Source organism: Kocuria sp. CH-021, assembly GCF_049716185.1.
GTDB classification, from domain to species: Bacteria; Actinomycetota; Actinomycetes; order Actinomycetales; family Micrococcaceae; genus Kocuria; species Kocuria cellulosilytica.
On record NZ_JBNAFK010000009.1, the window covers coordinates 84,252 to 101,943 of the forward strand.

Annotated in this window: 14 protein-coding genes; 9 read left to right on the forward strand and 5 right to left on the reverse strand. The window is 75.6% G+C overall.

Annotated features, from left to right (window positions below; genetic code table 11):
- The first annotated feature begins 170 nt into the window (after nt 1-170).
- Nucleotides 171-1,004, forward strand: a complete 834-nt coding sequence (locus tag ACPYN7_RS08815; protein WP_058875205.1) for an alpha/beta fold hydrolase — start codon at nt 171-173, stop codon at nt 1,002-1,004.
- 63 nt (nt 1,005-1,067) lie between these two features.
- Here ACPYN7_RS08815 and ACPYN7_RS08820 read toward each other — a convergent pair whose 3' ends face one another.
- On the reverse strand, nt 1,068-1,454 hold the full coding sequence (locus ACPYN7_RS08820; RefSeq protein ID WP_058875204.1) for a hypothetical protein: 387 nt from the start codon (nt 1,452-1,454) through the stop codon (nt 1,068-1,070).
- Between the two features lie 116 nt (nt 1,455-1,570).
- Nucleotides 1,571-2,803, reverse strand: a complete 1,233-nt coding sequence (gene glp / locus ACPYN7_RS08825; protein ID WP_424347395.1) for a gephyrin-like molybdotransferase Glp — start codon at nt 2,801-2,803, stop codon at nt 1,571-1,573.
- Nucleotides 2,804-2,853: 50 nt separating this feature from the next.
- On the opposite strand from glp, the gene ACPYN7_RS08830 reads away from it, so the two are divergent.
- The 6 genes from ACPYN7_RS08830 to ACPYN7_RS08855 all read left to right on the forward strand — a co-directional run bounded on the left by ACPYN7_RS08830 (nt 2,854) and on the right by ACPYN7_RS08855 (nt 7,024).
- The gene (locus tag ACPYN7_RS08830) at nt 2,854-3,189 is read left to right on the forward strand and encodes a biopolymer transporter Tol (protein ID WP_424347396.1); all 336 of its coding nucleotides are present in this window, start codon (nt 2,854-2,856) and stop codon (nt 3,187-3,189) included.
- 125 nt (nt 3,190-3,314) lie between these two features.
- On the forward strand, nt 3,315-4,451 hold the full coding sequence (gene moaA / locus ACPYN7_RS08835; RefSeq protein WP_058875201.1) for a GTP 3',8-cyclase MoaA: 1,137 nt from the start codon (nt 3,315-3,317) through the stop codon (nt 4,449-4,451).
- Between the two features lie 6 nt (nt 4,452-4,457).
- Nucleotides 4,458-4,724 (forward strand): MoaD/ThiS family protein, encoded by a 267-nt coding sequence (locus ACPYN7_RS08840; RefSeq protein ID WP_424347397.1) that lies wholly within the window; start codon nt 4,458-4,460, stop codon nt 4,722-4,724.
- 4 nt (nt 4,725-4,728) lie between these two features.
- Nucleotides 4,729-5,322 (forward strand): molybdenum cofactor guanylyltransferase, encoded by a 594-nt coding sequence (mobA, locus tag ACPYN7_RS08845; protein ID WP_424347398.1) that lies wholly within the window; start codon nt 4,729-4,731, stop codon nt 5,320-5,322.
- A gap of 38 nt (nt 5,323-5,360) precedes the next feature.
- On the forward strand, nt 5,361-5,657 hold the full coding sequence (locus ACPYN7_RS08850) for a DUF6457 domain-containing protein (RefSeq protein ID WP_424347399.1): 297 nt from the start codon (nt 5,361-5,363) through the stop codon (nt 5,655-5,657).
- A complete protein-coding gene (locus ACPYN7_RS08855) occupies nt 5,657-7,024 on the forward strand; it encodes a molybdopterin molybdotransferase MoeA (protein ID WP_424347400.1) in 1,368 nt (455 codons plus the stop codon). Before ACPYN7_RS08850 ends, ACPYN7_RS08855 begins: the two co-directional genes overlap by 1 nt.
- A 103-nt stretch (nt 7,025-7,127) precedes the next feature.
- Here ACPYN7_RS08855 and ACPYN7_RS08860 read toward each other — a convergent pair whose 3' ends face one another.
- The gene (locus tag ACPYN7_RS08860; protein WP_424347401.1) at nt 7,128-7,628 is read right to left on the reverse strand and encodes a DUF456 domain-containing protein; all 501 of its coding nucleotides are present in this window, start codon (nt 7,626-7,628) and stop codon (nt 7,128-7,130) included.
- Between the two features lie 84 nt (nt 7,629-7,712).
- On the opposite strand from ACPYN7_RS08860, the gene ACPYN7_RS08865 reads away from it, so the two are divergent.
- Nucleotides 7,713-10,418: a multicopper oxidase domain-containing protein gene (locus tag ACPYN7_RS08865; protein WP_424347402.1), complete on the forward strand. Its 2,706-nt coding sequence runs from the start codon at nt 7,713-7,715 to the stop codon at nt 10,416-10,418.
- An 85-nt stretch (nt 10,419-10,503) separates the two neighbouring features.
- The gene (locus tag ACPYN7_RS08870; protein ID WP_082697226.1) at nt 10,504-11,187 is read left to right on the forward strand and encodes a lytic transglycosylase domain-containing protein; all 684 of its coding nucleotides are present in this window, start codon (nt 10,504-10,506) and stop codon (nt 11,185-11,187) included.
- A gap of 7 nt (nt 11,188-11,194) precedes the next feature.
- On the opposite strand, the gene ACPYN7_RS08875 is transcribed toward ACPYN7_RS08870, so the two are convergent.
- Nucleotides 11,195-12,637, reverse strand: coding sequence for a phytoene desaturase family protein (locus ACPYN7_RS08875; RefSeq protein ID WP_058875196.1), 1,443 nt, complete (start codon nt 12,635-12,637; stop codon nt 11,195-11,197).
- A gap of 8 nt (nt 12,638-12,645) precedes the next feature.
- Nucleotides 12,646-17,568, reverse strand: a complete 4,923-nt coding sequence (locus ACPYN7_RS08880) for an NAD-glutamate dehydrogenase (protein ID WP_424347403.1) — start codon at nt 17,566-17,568, stop codon at nt 12,646-12,648.
- Nucleotides 17,569-17,692 lie beyond the last annotated feature (124 nt).

A 17,692-nucleotide genomic window follows, 5' to 3' on the forward strand; every position in this document is an offset into this window, starting at 1 on the left:
AGATTTTTTCCTGCACCAATGAATGCCTATTCGGTGAAAAAGAATTCATGACGCATCAATCGCAGAATTCATGGTCCGTCATGAATTTCTATTTCCTTGCTTTCCTCGCCGGAACGGGGAGCACATCGCCACGGCGCCGTCCGCGGACGGCGCCGGGCTAGCCTGACGGGATGGACCGGCCGACCCGCCGCCCCTCCGGCGGCCTCCACCTCGACGTGCGCGACGACGGACCCCGGGACGGTGCGCCCGTGCTGCTGCTGCACGGCTTCCCGCAGGACGGCACGTGCTGGTCCCGGGTGGCGCCCGCGCTGCGGCGCGCGGGGCTGCGCACGCTCGTGCCCGATCAGCGGGGCTGTGCCGGGCGCGCACGGCCGCGGGGCCGCCGCGCCTACCGGCTCGAGCTGCTCGTCCAGGACGCCGTGACGCTGCTCGACGCCGCGGGGGTGCAGCGCGCGCACGTCGTGGGCCACGACTGGGGCGGGATCGTGGCGTGGGCGCTCGCGGCCCGCCGGCCGGACCGGGTGGCGTCCCTCACGGCGGTCTCCGTGCCGCACCCCCGGGCCCTGGCACGCTCCCTGACGCGCTCGCCGCAGGCGCTGCGCTCGGCTTACGTCGGGGCCTTCCAGCTGCCGCTCCTGCCCGAGGCGCTGCTCGGCCCGCGCCTCGAGGACCTCCTGCGCCGGTCCGGCCTGCCCGCCGCGGACGCCGCCCGCTACGCGGCCCGGATGCAGGAGCCCGGCGCGCTCACCGGGGCCCTGAACTGGTACCGCGCCCTGCCGCTGTCCCGGCTGCGCACCGGGCCCGTCGACGTCCCGACCACGTACGCGTGGGGCAGCCGGGACCCCGCCCTGGGCCGGCGGGCCGCCGAGCTCACGGCCGAGCAGGTCCGGGGCCCCTACCGGTTCGTGGAGCTCGACGCCGGCCACTGGCTGCCGGAGACCCGGGCCGGGGAGCTGGCGGAACTGGTGCTCGAGCGCGTCGGCGGAGCCGCGGCCGCCGGGTAGCGCTCCGCCCCGCGGCCGCCGGTCCCGCGGTGGTCAGCCGCGCGGTGGCCGGCCCCGCGGTGGTCAGCCGCGCGGGGCGGGGTCCTCGGCCGGGGCGTCCCCGCGCCGGCGCCCGGGGGTCCCCGCGATGCGCAGCGCGGCCTGGACCGCCAGCAGCGCGAAGGCCGCGTAGTAGATCCACACGGAGGGGTAGAGCTGGGGGACGGTGCCGTTCTGCCCGACCAGGGTGAGCACGAACAGGACGGCGCCGGCCACGAGCAGACCGAGGTGCGCGGTGCCGAAGGAGCCCCGCTCGCCGCGGCGGGCGAGGAACATCGCCAGGACGGCGAAGAAGATCGGGAAGAGCATCTGGCCCACCACGGTGATGCCGTTCTGGTGGTACTCGTAGCGGCCGAGCGCCTGGATCACGGCGGTGGCGGCGAGGAGCAGCGGGGCGAGCAGGGACGTCATGGGGACCTGTTCTGTGCGATCGTCCGGTCGGGGCGCGGACCAGTCTAACGAGCGGCGGCAGCACACCAAGGCGCCCCCGGCCCCGGGCCGCCCGGCGGCGGGCCGGCCCCGGCGGATCAGTCCAGCAGCAGCAGCTCCACCCGGGTGCCCGCCGGCAGCTCGGTCCCGCCGGCCGGCACGAGCACGAGGGCGTTGGCCCGGGCGGCCGCGGCCAGCAGGTGGGAGCCGGGCCCGCCCGCGATCCGCACCTCGGCGCCGTCCCAGACGGCACGGCGCACCTGGGTGCGGCCGGGCAGCGGCCGCACGGCCTCCGCGAGGAGGCCCGTGGCGCGGGCCCGCGGTGCCGGGGCGCCGACGACCTCGGTCAGGGCCGGGCGGAGGAACATCTCGAAGGACACGAGGGTGCTGACGGGGTTGCCGGGCAGGCAGACGAAGGGCACGCCGCCGGGCGCCGCCAGGCCCTGCGGCCCGCCGGGCTGCATCGCGACGTGCACGAACTCCCCGTGGGGCGCCAGCACCTGCCGCACCACCTCGTAGGCGCCCTCGCTGACCCCGCCCGAGGAGACGAAGAGGTCGGGCCGTGCCGCCGTGTCCTCGGTCAGGCGCGCCGCGAAGGCGCCGGCGTCGTCGGAGACCAGGTGGGCGCCGATCACCTCGACGCCCGCTTCGGCGAGCTGGGCGCGCAGGATCGCCGCGTTCGCGTCGAAGATCTGGGCGGGTCCGCGCGCGGCGCCGGGGGCGACGACCTCGTCGCCCGTCGTGTAGAGCACGGCCCGGGGGCGGGCGCGCACGGTCAGCTCCGCGAGCCCCAGGGCGGCCGCGAGACCGATCCGGGCGGGCGTGAGCCGCTGCCCCGCGACCAGCGCGGTGGCCCCCTCGGCGACGTCCTCGCCAGCCCGCCGGACGAACCGCCCGGCGGGCTGGTCCGCCGGGAGCCGCACGAGCGTCCCCGGTGCGGGGAACCCCCCGGGCAGCGACTCCTCGACGGGCACCACCGCGTCCGCACCGGGCGGCAGCGGCGCGCCGGTCATGACGGGGGCCGCCTCCCCGGGGGCCAGCGGCCCGGGGACGTGGCCGGCGGGCACGGGGGCGACGACGGCGAACGGCGTGCGCCCGTCCTCCCCCGGCACCGCCCGGCTGTCGGCGGCACGGATCGCGAAGCCGTCCATCTGGGAGTTGTCGAAGGGCTGCAGGCTCAGGGGCGCCACGAGGTCCGCGGCCAGGACCCGGCCCGGCGCGGCCGCCAGCGGGACGGTCTCCGTCCGGGGCCGCAGGCCGCGCAGGGCGTCCACGACCGCACGGCGGTGCTCGTCGACGCTGCGGACCGGGTGCTGCACGTGCCTGCTCATCCCCCCAGGGTAGGTGCCGGGGCCGAGCCCGGCCTGGCAGGATCGGGGCCATGACGCGACGGGACGTGGAGCACACGCCGGACGGCCGGTGGGTCGTGGTGGACGGGCGCCGGTGGCGACGCCAGGACCCCGCCCTGCCCCCGGACGCGGCGGCCCGGCTGCGGTCCCACCTGGGCCGGGCCCGCGCGGCCGTCCGCACGGTGCGCAGGGACGGCACGGAGGAGGAGCTGCGGGCCGTCCGGGACCGGGTGGGGCTCGCGAAGCTGGGCCTCGGCGAGCGCGGCACGCCGTGGTGGGAGCAGACGCCGGACGAGCGGGAGGGCCGGTGGTCCGCGGCCCTCCGGCAGCTGGACGCGCTGGCCCCGCCGGAGCGGGACGACGGCTGACCGTGCGCCGGAGATGACGCCCGGGACGGCACGGGGCGTTCCCGGCGTGCCGGGGCCTGCATACACTGGGCGGACATCCCGGCGCCGGAGCCCTGCGTGCCGGACGGAACCACCGAGGCGGTGACATGAGCGTTTCCCTGGGACTTCCGCAGGTCCGCAGTGCCGGTCCGGCGCCGAGCGGCGCCCCGGCCGAGGCGGGGCTCGTGGACCGCCACGGCCGCCGCGCCACCGACATGCGGCTGTCGGTGATCGACAAGTGCAATCTGCGCTGCACCTACTGCATGCCCGCCGACGGCCTGCCCTGGCTGCCCGCCGCGCAGCTGATGAGCGCGGACGAGATCGTCCGGCTCGTCGGCGTGGGCGTGGCGCAGCTCGGGATCGCCGAGCTGCGCCTCACCGGCGGCGAGCCCCTGGTCCGCCGCGACCTCGAGGAGATCGTGGCCGGGGTGCGCGCCGCGCACCCGGCGCTGCCGGTCTCGCTGACGACCAATGGCATCGGCCTGGCCGGACGCGCCCGGGGCCTCGCGGAGGCGGGACTGACCCGGGTCAACATCTCCCTGGACAGCCTCAGCGCCGAGACGTTCCGGGCCCTGGCCCGCCGCGACCGCCTCGCCGACGTCCTGGCCGGGGCCGAGGCCGCGGCCGCCGCGGGGCTGTCCCCGGTGAAGATCAACGCGGTGCTGATGCGCGGGGTCAACGACCACGAGGCCGCCGACCTGCTCGCGTGGGCGCTCGAGCGCGGCTTCGCGCTGCGCTTCATCGAGCAGATGCCCCTGGACGCCGACCACGGCTGGACCCGGGCGGACATGGTCACCGCCGCCGAGATCCGCGACCGGCTCGGCGAGCGGTTCCGGCTGTCCCCGCACCCGGGCCGGCGCGACGGCGCCCCGGCCGAGCTGTGGGACGTGCGCCCCGCGGCCTCCGCCGCGGACCCCGCGCAGGACCCCGGTGGCGGGGACCCCGGTGCCGGGGACGAGCCGCTGGGCACCGTGGGGGTGATCGCGTCCGTGACGGAGCCCTTCTGCGCCGACTGCAAGCGGACCCGGATCACCGCCGAGGGCAGGGTGCGGTCCTGCCTTTTCTCGCACGAGGAGGTCGACCTGCTCCCGCTGCTGCGCGCCGGGGCGAGCGACGTGGAGCTGGCCGAGCGCTGGCGGGCCGCGATGTGGGCCAAGCCGGCCGCCCACGGGATGGACCACGTGGGCCTGGACTCCGCCGACTACGTCCAGCCGGAGCGCTCCATGAGCGCGATCGGGGGCTGAGGCGACATGCAGGTGCGCTACTTCGCGGCCGCCCGAGCCGCGGCCGGGACCGAGGCCGAGACCGTGCCGCTGGACCGGCCCGCCCGGCCCCGCCGGGAGGTGGAGGAGCTGCTGGCGCGGCGGCACCCGCAGCCTCCGCCGGGGCAGCCGCCGCTGGCCGAGGTGCTGGCCCGGTCCAGCTACCTGCTCGACGGCGTGGCCTGCCCCGACCCGCAGACCCCCGTCCCGGACGGGGCGGTGCTCGACGTCCTCCCGCCCTTCTCCGGCGGGTGACCGGATGAGCGCCCCGGGTCCGGCCCCGGTCTTCCACGCCGTGGTCCTGGCCGGCGGCCGCTCCGCGCGCCTGGGCGGACGGCCCAAGGCCCGGCTGCGGCGGGAAGGACGCACCCTGCTGGAGCTCACCCTGGACGCGGTCCGGGAGGCGGCGGGCGTCGTCGTCGTCGGGCCCCCCGACCTGGCTCTTCCCGAGGGCGTGCTGCTGACCCGCGAGGACCCCCCGTTCTCCGGACCGGCGGCCGGCATCGCCGCCGGGCTGCGGGCCCTCGGCGACCTGCCCGGCGCGGACTGGACCATGACGCTGGCGTGCGACATGCCCGGGGTGTCGCGGGCGGTGCCCCTCCTGCTGGCGGCCGCCCGGAGCGACCCCGGCGCCGCCGGCCACGTCTGCGTCCCGCCCGGCGGCCACCGCCAGCCCCTCGCCGCCCTCTACCGCAGCGACGCGCTGCGCGGAGCGTTCGCGGGGCGGGACGCCGCGGACCGGTCCGTGTTCTCCTTCGTGCGCGAGCTCCCCCTGCGGGACGTCACCGTGCCCGAGGACGCCACCGCGGACGTCGATACGTGGGACGATGTGCAGAGGCACCACCTGACCTGACCACGAGCGGGCGGCCCACCGCCCGGGAGGAGCAGCGCATGCCCGAGGACCTGAGCCCGGCCGAGAACGAGATCCTGGAGCGGTGGATCACGACGGTGCGCGGAGCCCTGGACGTGCCCGGCACCGAGTTCCCCCTGGACGCCGTGCTCGGCCTCAGCGGCCGGGTCGCCCACGGCACCGTGCGCCCCGCCGTCCCGGCCACCGCCTACCTGCTCGGCTACCACGTGGGCCGTGCCGCGGCCGCGGGCGAGGACGAGCAGCACGTCCTGGCCCGCGCCCTGCAGACCGTCGACGGCCTCGTCGCCGCCGCCCGCCGATCCCCCGAGGAGAACTGATGTCCGGACTGCCCCTGCCCCACGACACCAACAGCCCCTACACGCACGCGCTGCCCGTCATCGAGGACGACAGCGGCACGCCCGAGAGCGCCCCGGAGGAGGTGGAGACCCTCCACGACGCCGAGTGGCACCGGGCACGGCAGTTCTCCTACGAGATCGCCGCCGCGCTGCCCAGCCACTGGCTGCCCCTGCACGAGGCGCTCGGCGAGGTCCTGGCCGAGGACGTCACCGCGCCGATCCCGGTCCCGCACTACGCCTCCTCCGCCATGGACGGCTACGCCGTGGCGGGCCCCCAGCCGTGGACGGTGGTCTTCCCCGAGCCCGTGGAGACGGATCCCCGCAAGATGCTGACCATCCCGCCGAAGGAGCTCTACCGGCCGGTGCTCAACCTGGAGCCGGGAGAGGCCACCCGCATCGTCACCGGCGGCCTCGTGCCGGCCGGGGCCCGGGCCGTGCTGCGGGACGAGTACGCGCACCTGTCCAAGGAGGGGACCGTGCTCACGATCGCCGCCCACGCCCCCTCGGCCGAGGACATCCCCTACGGGCAGAACATCCGCCGCACGGGCGAGGAGGTCGCGGCAGGGGACGTCATCCTGCACGCCGAGTGCCTGCTCAACCCGGCGCACATCGCCTTCGCCGCCGTCAGCGGCCACGACATGCTCCCGGTCCGGCGCCGTCCGCGCGTGACCATCCTGCTCACCGGCAGCGAGGTCGTCGAGGACGGGATCCCCGAGCCGGGCCAGGTCCGGGACGCCTTCGGCCCCCAGCTGCCCACGTTCGTGGAGATGCTCGGCGGGTCGGTGGACCAGCTCCGGCGCGTCGAGGACACCGCCAAGGCGATGCTCTCCGCCCTGACCGAAGCGCCCTCCGGCATGGCCTCGGTGCTCGACGCCCGCACCGAGGTGGTCATCACCACCGGGGGGACCGGGCACTCCGACGCCGACCACGTCCGCTCCGCGCTCCTGGAGCTGGGTGCGGTCTTCCTGCTCGACGGCCTCGCCCAGCGCCCCGGGCACCCCACGTTCCTGGCCCGGCTGCCCGAGGACGGTCCCTTCGTCGTCGGCCTGCCCGGCAATCCGCTGGCCGCGATGACCAGCATCTTCACGGTGGCCGAGCCCCTGCTGGCCAAGCTGCACGGCGACCAGCCCCCGGCCACGCGCACCCTGCCCGCGGCCGAGGAGCTGCCGGGCCAGAAGGTCACCGCTCTGGTGCCCGGCTACCTCCAGGACGGGACGGTCTCCCCCCGGGACCGGGTCGGCGCGAACATGCTGCGCGGGCTCGCGCACGCGGACGTCATCGCCGTGGTCCCGCCGGGCGGGGTGGCCGCCGGCCAGGACGTCGAGGTGGTCCCCCTGCCCTGGCGCTGAGCCGCCGCAGAGCACCCAGCCGCCGCGGCACGCCGAGGGCCCGGACACCCGTGGTGTCCGGGCCCTCGGCCCGTCCCGCCCGCACCGCGGACCCGGCCCGGGCTCAGGCGGTCGTGAAGAGCACCAGCGCGCCCAGCACGAACACCGTGGAGGCGGCGAGCGCGCACGCGAACTCCACGACGATCCCCAGGCCGGCCGCCTTGAGGCCCGCCCAGCTGGCGTCCAGCGCCGCCCGGAGGTCGCGCCGGCGGGCGGTCTCGCTCAGGAGCAGGCCCACGAAGAACCCCACGAAGATCCCCACCACCGGGATGACGAACAGCCCCACCACGGCGCCGACCGCGGCGTGCAGGAGGGAGCGGTTGGGGATCTGCCGGCGCTTGAGCCGGGTCCCCGTGAGCACGGCGCTCGCGGCCATCCCGGCGATCGCCAGCGCGGAGCCCACGGCCAGGACGGTCCAGCCCTCGACGGCCTGGACCGTGAGCGCCCAGACCAGCAGCCCGACCACGATCAGGAACGACCCCGGCAGCACCGGCACCACGACGCCGAGGCACCCGACGACGAGCAGGGCGGCGGCGACGAGGGTCGCGATGATCTCGGCAGTCACGCCCCCATCGTAGGCGGCACGTCCGGCGGCGACCGCCCTCTATACTGGTATCTGATCCGCAAATTAGCAGAGCAGGTGAGCACCGTGCACGCATCCGCACGCCCCGGAGGGCGGTCCTCCTGGCACCGCCGGGCCGGCCGGCCGGTCCGCCTGTGGATGGCGGTCCTGCTGCTCGTGGTCCTCTTCCACCGCTGGATCCCGGAGACGCGGTGGCTGCTGGTGCACGTGGTCACCCTGGGGCTCGTCACCAACTCGATCCTGGTGTGGTCCCAGCACTTCACCGACTCCCTGCTGAAGAACCGGGTGCCCGACGACGCCCGGGGCCGGCAGCTGGCCCGGATCGGGCTGCTCAACGCCGGCACCGCGCTGCTGGTCGTGGGCCTCCTCACCGGCTGGTACGGCCTGGTGCTCGTCGCGTCGACCACCGTGGGCGCCGCGGTGGCCTGGCACGGCGCGTCCCTGCTCCGGCAGCTGCGCACGGCGCTGCCGTCCCGGTTCGCCGTGACCGTGCGCTACTACGTGACCGCGGCCTTCCTGCTGCCGGTCGGCGCCGTCCTCGGCGCGCTCCTGGCCGCCGGCCCCGCCGCCGGCCGGCACGCGCGCCTGCTCCTCGCCCACGAGGCCGTCAACGTCCTGGGCTTCGTGGGCCTGACCGTCGCCGGGACCGTGCTCACCCTGTGGCCCACGATCCTGCGCACGCGCCTGCCGGAGCGCTCCACCCGGGTCGGCGCCGCCGCGCTGCCCGTGCTGGCCGGCGGGCTGGTGCTCACCGGGACCGCGGCGCTGGCGGGGTCCTCCGCGCTCGCCGCGGCGGGACTGGTCGTGTACGCGGCGGGGCTGGGCGCCGTGGTCGGGGTGCTCGCGCAGGCCGCGGGGCGGGCCCGCCCCGCCGACTACGCGGGCTGGTCCGTGGCGGCCGGCGTCCTGTGGTGGGCGGCCACCACGGTCGCGGCCGCCCTCGTCGTGGGCCTGCGCGGGTTCGACGCGGCGGCGCTGGGACAGCTGACCGTCCCGTTCGTGGCCGGCTTCCTGGTCCAGGTGCTGCTGGGGGCCATGAGCTACCTCCTGCCGGTGACCATGGGAGGCGGCCCGGCGACCGTGCGGGCGGCCCACCGGGCCATCAACCGCGCCGGGACGTTCCGCGTGGTGGTCGTCAACCTGTGCGTGCTGCTCTTCGCCCTCCCACCGGGCACGGTGCCCTCCTGGGTCCGGGCCGTGGTCTCCCTCCTGGGCGCCGCGGCGCTCTTCGCGTTCGTCCCGCTCATGGTCTCCGCCGCCCGGATCTCGGTGGCGGGGCGCCGGGCCGCCGTGGCCCGCCGGACCGGGGAGCCGGCGCCCGCACCGGAGGCCGTCGCCCCCGCCGCGCCTCCGCGGCCGGCCCGCGAGGCGCTGGCCGGAGTGCTGGTGGTGGCCCTGGGCGTCGCGGCGGGCATCGCCGCGAACCCCGCCGCGGCAGGCTTCGACCTGCGAGGCGGCGGCTCCGGGGCCCCGGCCACGGGCGGGACGACCACCGTGCAGGTCAGCGCCCGGGAGGGAATGCGCTTCGAGCCCGCCACGGTGGAGGTCCCGCTCGGCGACGAGCTCGTGATCGAGCTCACGAACGAGGACCCGACCAACGTCCACGACCTCGTCCTGGCCTCCGGCACGAGCTCCGGGCGCGTCGCCCCCGGGCGGACGGTGACCGTGGAGGCCGGCGTGGTCGACGGCTCCCTGGAGGGGTGGTGCTCGATCGTCGGGCACCGCAGCATGGGCATGACCCTCGACGTGGTCGCGGTCGGCGCGGACGGCGCTCCCGGCGCCGCGGCCGGACCGGAGCAGGGCGCGCCCGGACCGGTCCCGGCCGGCACCGATCCGGCCGCCGGGGCGGACCTCGCGGCCGCCCCGGGAGCGGACGCCGAGGTCCGCTCCCCCGTGCTCGAGCCCGTCGGGGAGGGTGTGCTGGAGGACGGCCGGCGGGTGCACCGCGTGGACCTCGACGTCTCCGAGGGCGAGCACGAGATCGCCCCCGGCGTCCGCATGCGGGCGTGGACGTACAACGGCCGCTACATGGGCCCCACGCTGCACGGGGAGGTCGGCGACGTCTTCGAGATCACGCTGCGCAACGGCGGCACGATGGGGCACTCGGTGGACTTCCACGCCGGCACGGTGGCGCCCGACGAGAACATGCGCACCGTCGCCCCGGGGGAGTCCCTCGTCTACCGCTTCGAGGCGGTGCGCTCGGGCATCTGGCTCTACCACTGCTCCACCGCCCCGATGAGCACGCACGTGGCGGCGGGCATGTTCGGCGCCGTGGTGATCGACCCGCCGGGGCTCCCCGAGGTGGACCACGACTGGCTCCTCGTGCAGAACGAGACGTACCTGGGCCCGCCCGAGGAGACCGCCGGCGACGGGACCGGCGTGGGGGTGGACGCGGTCGTGGACCCCGCCAGGATCCCGGGCGGGGTGCCCAGCCTGACGGTCTTCAACGGGCACGCCACCCAGTACCTGCACGAGCCGCTGACCGCCCGCACCGGCGAGCGGGTGCGGATCCGGGTCCTCGCGGCCGGTCCGTCCACGGGGCTGAGCTTCCACGTGGTGGGCGGTCAGTTCGACACCGTGCACAAGGAGGGCGCCTACCTCCTGGAGCCCGGCGGCGCGGGGTCCGGCGGGGCCCAGGCCCTCGACCTCGCCCCCGCCCAGGGGGGCTTCGTGGAGCTGGAGTTCACCGAGCCGGGCACCTACCCCTTCGTCAACCACTCCCTCGTGGAGGCCGAGCGGGGAGCCCGCGGCCTGATCGAGGTCACCGGCTGACCCGTCCCGCCCGCCGGGCGGGACGGGTGCTGTCCCCCCAAGAGGCCGCAGACCGGGACGGCCGGGTCCTCCTAGCCTGGAACGGATGGCCACCACCGTCCTGGACCCCGCGCGCCCCGGCGCCGAAGGAACCGGCGCCGATACTGCCGGCGCCGAGGAAGCCCGCGCCGAGAAAGCCCGCGGCCGAGGAGCCCGCACGGCGGAACCTGCCCCGCGCGGTTCCCCGTGGTTCCTGCTGGCCTCCGTGGTGCTGCTCCTGATCGGCACCGGCGGGCTCTTCCACGCCAACACCCCCGGGTGCTGCGGGACGCCCGCGGACGAGGGGCCGAGCCGCACCGCCCCCGTGCCGGAGCCGTGGGGCGACGACGTCCTGGCCGCCGCCGAGCTCTCGGGGCTCCCGCCCGAGATCGTGGCCGCCCAGCTGGACGTCGAGAGCCGGTGGGACCCGCGGGCCGTCAGCCACGCCGGCGCGCAGGGTCTCGCCCAGTTCATGCCGGACACGTGGGAGCGCTACGGGCGCGGCGACCCCTTCGACCCGCGGGCCGCCATCCGCGCCCAGGGCGTCTATCTCAAGGACCTGCGGCGCATGGTGCGGGGACTGGCGCCCGCCTCGGCCCAGGAGGAGATCGACCTGGTGCTCGCCGCCTACAACGCCGGGCCCACGGCGGTCCTGCGGCACGGCGGGATCCCGCCGTTCGCCGAGACCCGCGGCTACGTGGCGCAGATCCGCGAGCTCGCGGCCACGACGTACGCCGGCATCGGCGCCTGAGCCCCGGTCAGCCGGCGGCCCGCCGGCTCCGCGCCAGGCCCCGCAGCGCCCTGCGGGCGGCGTGGTAGCCGGCCATGCCGTGCACCCCGCCGCCCGGCGGGGTCGACGACGAGCACAGCCAGACCCCCGGCACCCCGGTCGCGTAGGGATCGGCCTGCACGGCCGGGCGGAACACCTGCTGCAGCCCGTCCAGGGAGCCGCCGCCGATGTCCCCGCCCACGAGGTTCGCGTTCCACGCCTCCAGCCGGGCCGGTGAGGTGTCCACGCGCTCGAGGACCCGGTCGCGGACCCCGGGGGCGAAGCGCTCGAGCTGGCCGAGCACCCGCTCCCCCGCGCGGGGGTCGTCGCACCCGTGCGGGACGTGGGCGTAGGCCCACAGCACCTCCCGGCCCGCGGGCGCCCGGGACGGGTCGGCCGCCCCCTGCTGCGCCACGAGCACGAACGGGCGCTCCGGCAGCCGGCCGGCCCGGGCCTGCTGCTCCGCGGCGCCGATCTCGGCGAGGGTCCCGCCCACGTGCACGGTCCCCGCCTGCGCCACGCGCGGGTCCCGCCAGGGCACGGGGCCGTCCAGCAGCAGGTCCACCTTGTAGGAGGCCGTGCCGTAGCGCCACCGGGCCAGCGCCCGCCGGTACCGGCCCGGCAGCTCGAGCCCGCGCAGGCCCAGCACCTGCCGGGGCGTGAGGTCCAGCAGGACGACGTCGGCCGGCCGCACCCGGGCCAGGTCCGTCACCGGGGAGCCGAGGAGCACGCGGCCGCCGTGCTCCTCGAGGTCGGCCACGAGGGCGTCGACGACGGCCTGGGAGCCGCCGCGCGCGACCGGCCACCCGGTGGCGTGGGCGGCGGCGCCGAACAGCGTCCCGAAAGCGGAGGTCAGGGCGTGCCGCGGGGGCAGCACCGCGTGGGCGGCGGACCCGGCGAAGAGCCCCCGGGCCTGCTCGGTGCGGAACAGCGCCCGCGCCGTGGCCGCGGCGGGCCACGGCGCGCGCAGGCCGAAGGACGCCAGGGCCCGCGGGTGCTCGGGCACGCGCACGAGCGGGCCCAGCACGGACTCGACCGTCTCCTCCCAGCGCTCCACCACGCCGCGGTGCAGCAGGGACCACGCCCGGCCGTCCGGACCCAGCCCCGCCGCCGTGCGCTCGAGCGAGCGGTGCAGCAGGCCCGGCGGGCCGTCGTCGAGCGGGTGCGCCGCGACGACCGGCGGGTGCAGCCACTCCAGGCCGTGCCGGTGCAGGCCCAGCCGGGCGAACAGCGGGCTGGCCACGCCGAAGGGGTGCACGGCGGAGCCGAGGTCGACCACCGTGCCGGGGCCGAGGGCGGCGGCGGAGCGGGCCGCGCCCCCGGCCGCGCCCGCCGCCTCGTGGACCGTGACGTCGAGCCCCGCACGGGCCAGCACCACGGCCGCAGCCAGCCCGTTGGGCCCCGAGCCGACGACCGCGGCCGTTCCCCGCACGGGCCGTCCTACCCGGCCAGCGCGCTGCGCATGGTCCGCAGCGCCACGGACAGGGACGCGAGCTCGGCGGAGGCCTCGCCCGTGTCCTCGGCCTCGATCTCCCCCAGCACCTCCCGCAGCCGGCTCAGCCGGGACTCGTTGCTGGCCTCCCAGGCCTCGACCTTCTGCCGCGCGTCCTGCCCGGGCGCCTCGAGGGCCTGGTCGGCGAGGGCCACCAGGGTCGCGTAGACGTCCTCCCGCATGGACATCCGCGCCAGGTTCTCCCAGCGCGTGGTCTGCGGCAGGCCGGTGATCCGGTTGAGCAGGCTCTCGATGCGGTAGCGGTCGTAGAGCCGGAAGTAGACCTTGGCGATGGTCTTGATCTGCTCCTCGTCGAGGCTGCCGTCCTCGGCGATCGCCTCCCCGGAGGCATGGGCGAGGCGGGCCACGTCCAGCAGCGCGAACGCGTCCAGCAGCTGCGACCACTCCGTGGCCAGCGGGCCGGGGACGCCCTGCCGCTCGGCGGCCTCCGCCCGGGAGTCGACCCGCTGCCGGGAGTCCTCCCCGAGCAGCCGGTCCTCGAGGAACCGGATGTCCACCGTGGGCTTGTAGCGGTCGATGACCTCGGCGACCGGGTTGGCGGTCTCCTCCCGGTTGATGAGCCAGCGCACCACGCGGTCCAGCAGGCGGCGCATGTCCAGGAACATCCGGTCCCACATCTCGGTGGGCACGTCCGCGGGCAGCTCCCGGTGCTGGTGGGCGTAGCGGTCGATCTCGTAGATCTGCACCGCGGCCACGAAGGCGCGGGCCACCTCCACGGGCCCGCACCCGGTCTCCTCCATCACGCGGTAGACGAAGGGGATGCCGCCGTAGTTGACCATCTGGTTGGCCACGACCGTGCCGATGATCTCGGCGCGCAGGGGGTGGGTGCCCACGAGCTCGCCGAAGCGCCGCGTGATCTGCTCCGGGAAGTAGGCCTCCAGGACCTCCACGAACCACGGGTCCTCGGCGAGGCCGCCCTCCACCAGGGCCTCCGAGAGCTGGATCTTGGCGTAGGCCGCCAGCACGGACAGCTCCGGGGACGTGAGCCCGTGGCCCGTGCGGACCCGCTCGCGCAGCTGCTCGTCGGTGGGCAGGAACTCGATCTCCCGGTCGAGGTCGGCCGCCTCCTCGAGCCAGTGCATGAACCGGATGTAGGCCTCGTTGAGGGACCGCACGCGGGCCCGCTCCGTGGTGAGCAGCACGTTCTGCGCCACGTTGGTCTCGAGCACCAGCCCGGCGACCTCGTCGGTCATGGCCTCGATGAAGTCCGCGCGCTCGTCCGCGGAGAGCTCCCCGGCCACGACCATGCGGTCCACGAGGATCTTGATGTTGACCTCGCGGTCGGAGGACTCCACGCCCCCGGAGTTGTCGATCGCGTCCGTGTTGATCAGCACCCCGTTCAGGGCGGCCTCCACCCGGCCGAGCTGGGTGCAGCCCAGGTTCCCGCCCTCGCCGACGACCTTGGCCCGCAGGTCCCGGCCGTCGACGCGGATCGCGTCGTTGGCCTTGTCCCCCACGTCCGTGGAGGTCTCCTGCGCCGACTTCACGTACGTGCCGATCCCGCCGTTGTACAGCAGGTCGGCGGGCGCCGTCAGGATCGCCCGCATCAGCTCGATCGGGGAGAGCTCCTCGACGCCGTCGTCGAGGTCGAGGGCCTCGCGGACCTGCGGGGAGATCGGCACCGACTTCACGGTGCGCGAGTACACGCCGCCGCCGGCCGAGATCTTCTCCGGGTCGTAGTCCTGCCACGAGGACCGGGGGCGGCCGAACAGCCGCTCGCGCTCGGCGTAGGAGACCGCCGGGTCCGGGTCGGGGTCGAGGAAGATGTCGCGGTGGTCGAACGCGGCGACCAGCCGGATGTGCTCGGAGAGCAGCATGCCGTTGCCGAACACGTCGCCGGACATGTCGCCCACGCCCACCACGGTGAAGTCCTCGGTCTGGGTGTCGACGCCGAGGGCGAAGAAGTGCCGCTTCACCGACTCCCAGGCCCCCCGGGCGGTGATGCCCATGGCCTTGTGGTCGTAGCCCACCGAGCCGCCCGAGGCGAAGGCGTCCCCGAGCCAGAACCCGTACTCCGCGGAGATCGCGTTGGCGGTGTCCGAGAAGGACGCCGTGCCCTTGTCCGCGGCCACCACCAGGTAGGAGTCCTGCCCGTCGCGGCGCACCACCTGCTCCGGGTGCACGGCGACGTCCCGGCCGGACTCGTCCCGGACGAGGTTGTCGGTGATGTCCAGCAGCGAGGCGATGAACAGCTTGTAGGCCTCCCGGCCCTCGGCCACCCAGGCGTCCCGGTCCACGGCCGGCTCCGGCAGCTGCTTGGGGTAGAACCCGCCCTTCGCCCCGTTGGGCACGATCACGGAGTTCTTCACCATCTGCGCCTTGACCAGGCCCAGGACCTCGGTGCGGAAGTCCTCGCGGCGGTCCGACCAGCGCAGGCCGCCGCGGGCCACCGGCCCGAAGCGCAGGTGCGTGCCCTCGACCCGCGGGGACCACACCCAGACCTCGAACATCGGGTGCGGCAGCGGGGCCGTGCTGATCCGCCGGGGGTCCAGCTTGAACGCCATGGTGGGGCGGTGCCGGTACACGTTGGTGCGCAGGGTCGCGGCCATGATCTCGGCCAGGGCCCGCAGCAGCTTGTCCGCGTCCAGGGTCGGCACCTCGTCCAGGGCCTCGGTGAGCCGGCCCTGCGCGGCGTCGCGCTGGGAGGCGCGCACGGCGTCGTCGAGCGCCGGGTTGAAGCTCGCGTCGAAGAACTCGACGAGCGCCCGGGTGACCTCGGGGAACGCCAGGAGCGTGTCCGCGATGTAGTCGAAGGAGTTGGGGTGCCCCAGCTGCAGGAGGTACCGGACGTAGGAGCGCAGCACCGCCACGGTCCGCCACGTCATGCGCTCCGTCAGCACCAGCCGGTTCAGGGAGTCCGACTCCGAGCGGTTGGCCAGCACCGCGCACAGGGTGTCCTCGATGAGGTCCTCGGTCTTGGCGTCCTCCGGGCCGGTCGCGTCCACGCCCTCCGGCAGCCGCACCCCGAAGTCGTAGAGCTGGAAGTGCCGGCCGTCGGCGGGGGCGACCTCGTACGGCTTCTGGTCGAGGACCGTCAGGCCGAGGTTCTGCAGCATCGGCAGCAGCGCGGTGAGGGACAGCGAACGGGTCAGGTAGATGTTCAGCCGCACGCCCGCGGGGTCGTCGACGACGCGCACCTCCGCGGGCAGGTCCGGGTCCCGTCCCCACAGCTCCTCGCAGCGCTGGAGGTCCAGGAGCGCCTCCTCGATCTCGTAGTCCGCCCGGTAGGCGTCCGGGAACGCCTCCGCCCAGTTCTCGGCGTGGGTGCGCGCGAGCTCCTCCGGGAAGTTCCGGTGGATCGCCCGGGCCAGCGCCTCCGGCCAGGAGCGCACCGCGGCCCGCAGCCGCGCCTCCAGGCCCTCCCGGTCGAAGGACTGCACCTCACCGGTGTACGGCAGCCGGATGCGGAAGAACAGGCGGGCGAGCGTCGAGGAGGACAGCCGGGCGTCGAAGTCGATGGACTCGGCGTCGAAGGTGCGCTCGAGCTCCTCCTCGATCCGCCGGCGCACCGACGTGTTGTACCGGTCGCGGGGGAGGAAGACGACCGCGGACATGAACCGCCCGAAGTGGTCCTGGCGCAGGAACAGGCGGGTCTGGCGCCGCTCGTCCAGGCCCATGACGCCGCGCATGATGTCGTAGAGCTCGTCCGCGGTCATGTGGAACAGCTCGTCGCGCGGGTAGTCCTCGATGTTGCCCATGAGGTCCCGGGCGGAGTGCGAGTCCTCGAGGAAGCCGAACCGCTCGGCGACCTCCGCCATCTTCTCCTTGATCAGCGGCGTCTCGCGGGCCGGCGTGTTGTAGGCGCGGCGGGTGAAGAGCCCCAGCACCAGGTACTCGCCCACGATCCGGCCCTCGTCGTCGTACTTGGCGACGCCGATGTAGTCGAGGTACTCCCGGCGGTGGATCGACGAGCGGCGGTTGGCCTTCGTGATGAACAGCGTGCCGGCCTCGCGCGCGTGCTCCCGGCCCAGGCCGGTCAGGACCTGCCGGTGCGGCCTGGCGTCGTGCTCCACGAGCAGGCCCCGGCCGGTCCCGGGGCGGCTGACCAGGGAGAGCCCGTCACCGGTGTCCTCGAGGTCGTACTCCTTGAAGCCCATGAGGATGAAGTTGCCCCGGGGCAGCCAGCGCAGGAACTCCTGGGACGGCCCGACCAGCGGCGGGTGCCCGCCCTCCGGCAGGTCCAGCTGCCGCAGCCGGTCGAGCTCGTCCGCGAGCTGCCCGACGCGCTCCTTGAGCTCCACCTGGTCGTCGTCGACCCGCCGGACGTCCTCGAGCAGGCTCGAGAGCCGGTCCACGAGCTCCTGGGCGGTGTCGTCCGAGATCTGCCGGGACAGCTCCACGGAGATCCAGGACTCCACGACGTGCGTGGTGGAGCCGTCCGAGCGGAAGCCGGCCAGGCTGGGCAGCGCGGTGGTGTCGCCGCTGGAGGTCGCCGAGAAGTCCGGCACCTGCTGGAGCCGGCGCAGCTCGTGGGTCTCCGCGTCCCGGGCGGCGACGAGCACGGGGTGGATGAGCAGGCGGGCGCCGCCCCACTTGGCGGCGATCTCCGCGGACACGGTGCTCACGAGGTAGGGGACGTCCTCGGTGACCACGAAGACCACGGAGGTCGAGTCCTCCTGGCGCACGCCCACGGCGATCTCCCGCGGCGCCCGGGTCCGGCCCACGTCGTGGTGGTGCTCGGCGCGCTCGCGCAGCTGGTCCTCGGTGCGGGCCAGCAGGTCGTCCTGCGGGACGTGGCGGTAGTACTCGTTGATCCACTCCCGGTCCCCGGTCCACTCGGGGGCCCTCGGGATCACGCGGATCGCCTCGGTCCGGTCCTCGTCGGGGATCGTGTACTGGTCAGAGGCCACAGCCGCATCACGCCTTCGTCGCCGTGGGCGGCCGGGGGCGCGTTCTGTGCGCCACCGTCGCCGCCGCAGGGGGTGGACGGCACCTCGTGGGACCGTCCCTGATGGCCTCAGCTTATTGAACGAA

What these genes read in the sequence shown, in the direction of transcription:
- ACPYN7_RS08855 (WP_424347400.1), top strand. Translation starts at nt 5,657, where the DNA reads ATGTCCGGACTGCCCCTGCCCCACGACACCAACAGCCCCTACACGCAC.
- moaA (WP_058875201.1), top strand. Translation starts at nt 3,315, where the DNA reads ATGAGCGTTTCCCTGGGACTTCCGCAGGTCCGCAGTGCCGGTCCGGCG.
- ACPYN7_RS08870 (WP_082697226.1), top strand. Translation starts at nt 10,504, where the DNA reads ATGGCCACCACCGTCCTGGACCCCGCGCGCCCCGGCGCCGAAGGAACC.
- ACPYN7_RS08840 (WP_424347397.1), top strand. Translation starts at nt 4,458, where the DNA reads ATGCAGGTGCGCTACTTCGCGGCCGCCCGAGCCGCGGCCGGGACCGAG.
- ACPYN7_RS08815 (WP_058875205.1), top strand. Translation starts at nt 171, where the DNA reads ATGGACCGGCCGACCCGCCGCCCCTCCGGCGGCCTCCACCTCGACGTG.
- ACPYN7_RS08820 (WP_058875204.1), bottom strand. Translation starts at nt 1,454, where the DNA reads ATGACGTCCCTGCTCGCCCCGCTGCTCCTCGCCGCCACCGCCGTGATC.
- ACPYN7_RS08850 (WP_424347399.1), top strand. Translation starts at nt 5,361, where the DNA reads ATGCCCGAGGACCTGAGCCCGGCCGAGAACGAGATCCTGGAGCGGTGG.
- glp (WP_424347395.1), bottom strand. Translation starts at nt 2,803, where the DNA reads ATGAGCAGGCACGTGCAGCACCCGGTCCGCAGCGTCGACGAGCACCGC.
- mobA (WP_424347398.1), top strand. Translation starts at nt 4,729, where the DNA reads ATGAGCGCCCCGGGTCCGGCCCCGGTCTTCCACGCCGTGGTCCTGGCC.
- ACPYN7_RS08830 (WP_424347396.1), top strand. Translation starts at nt 2,854, where the DNA reads ATGACGCGACGGGACGTGGAGCACACGCCGGACGGCCGGTGGGTCGTG.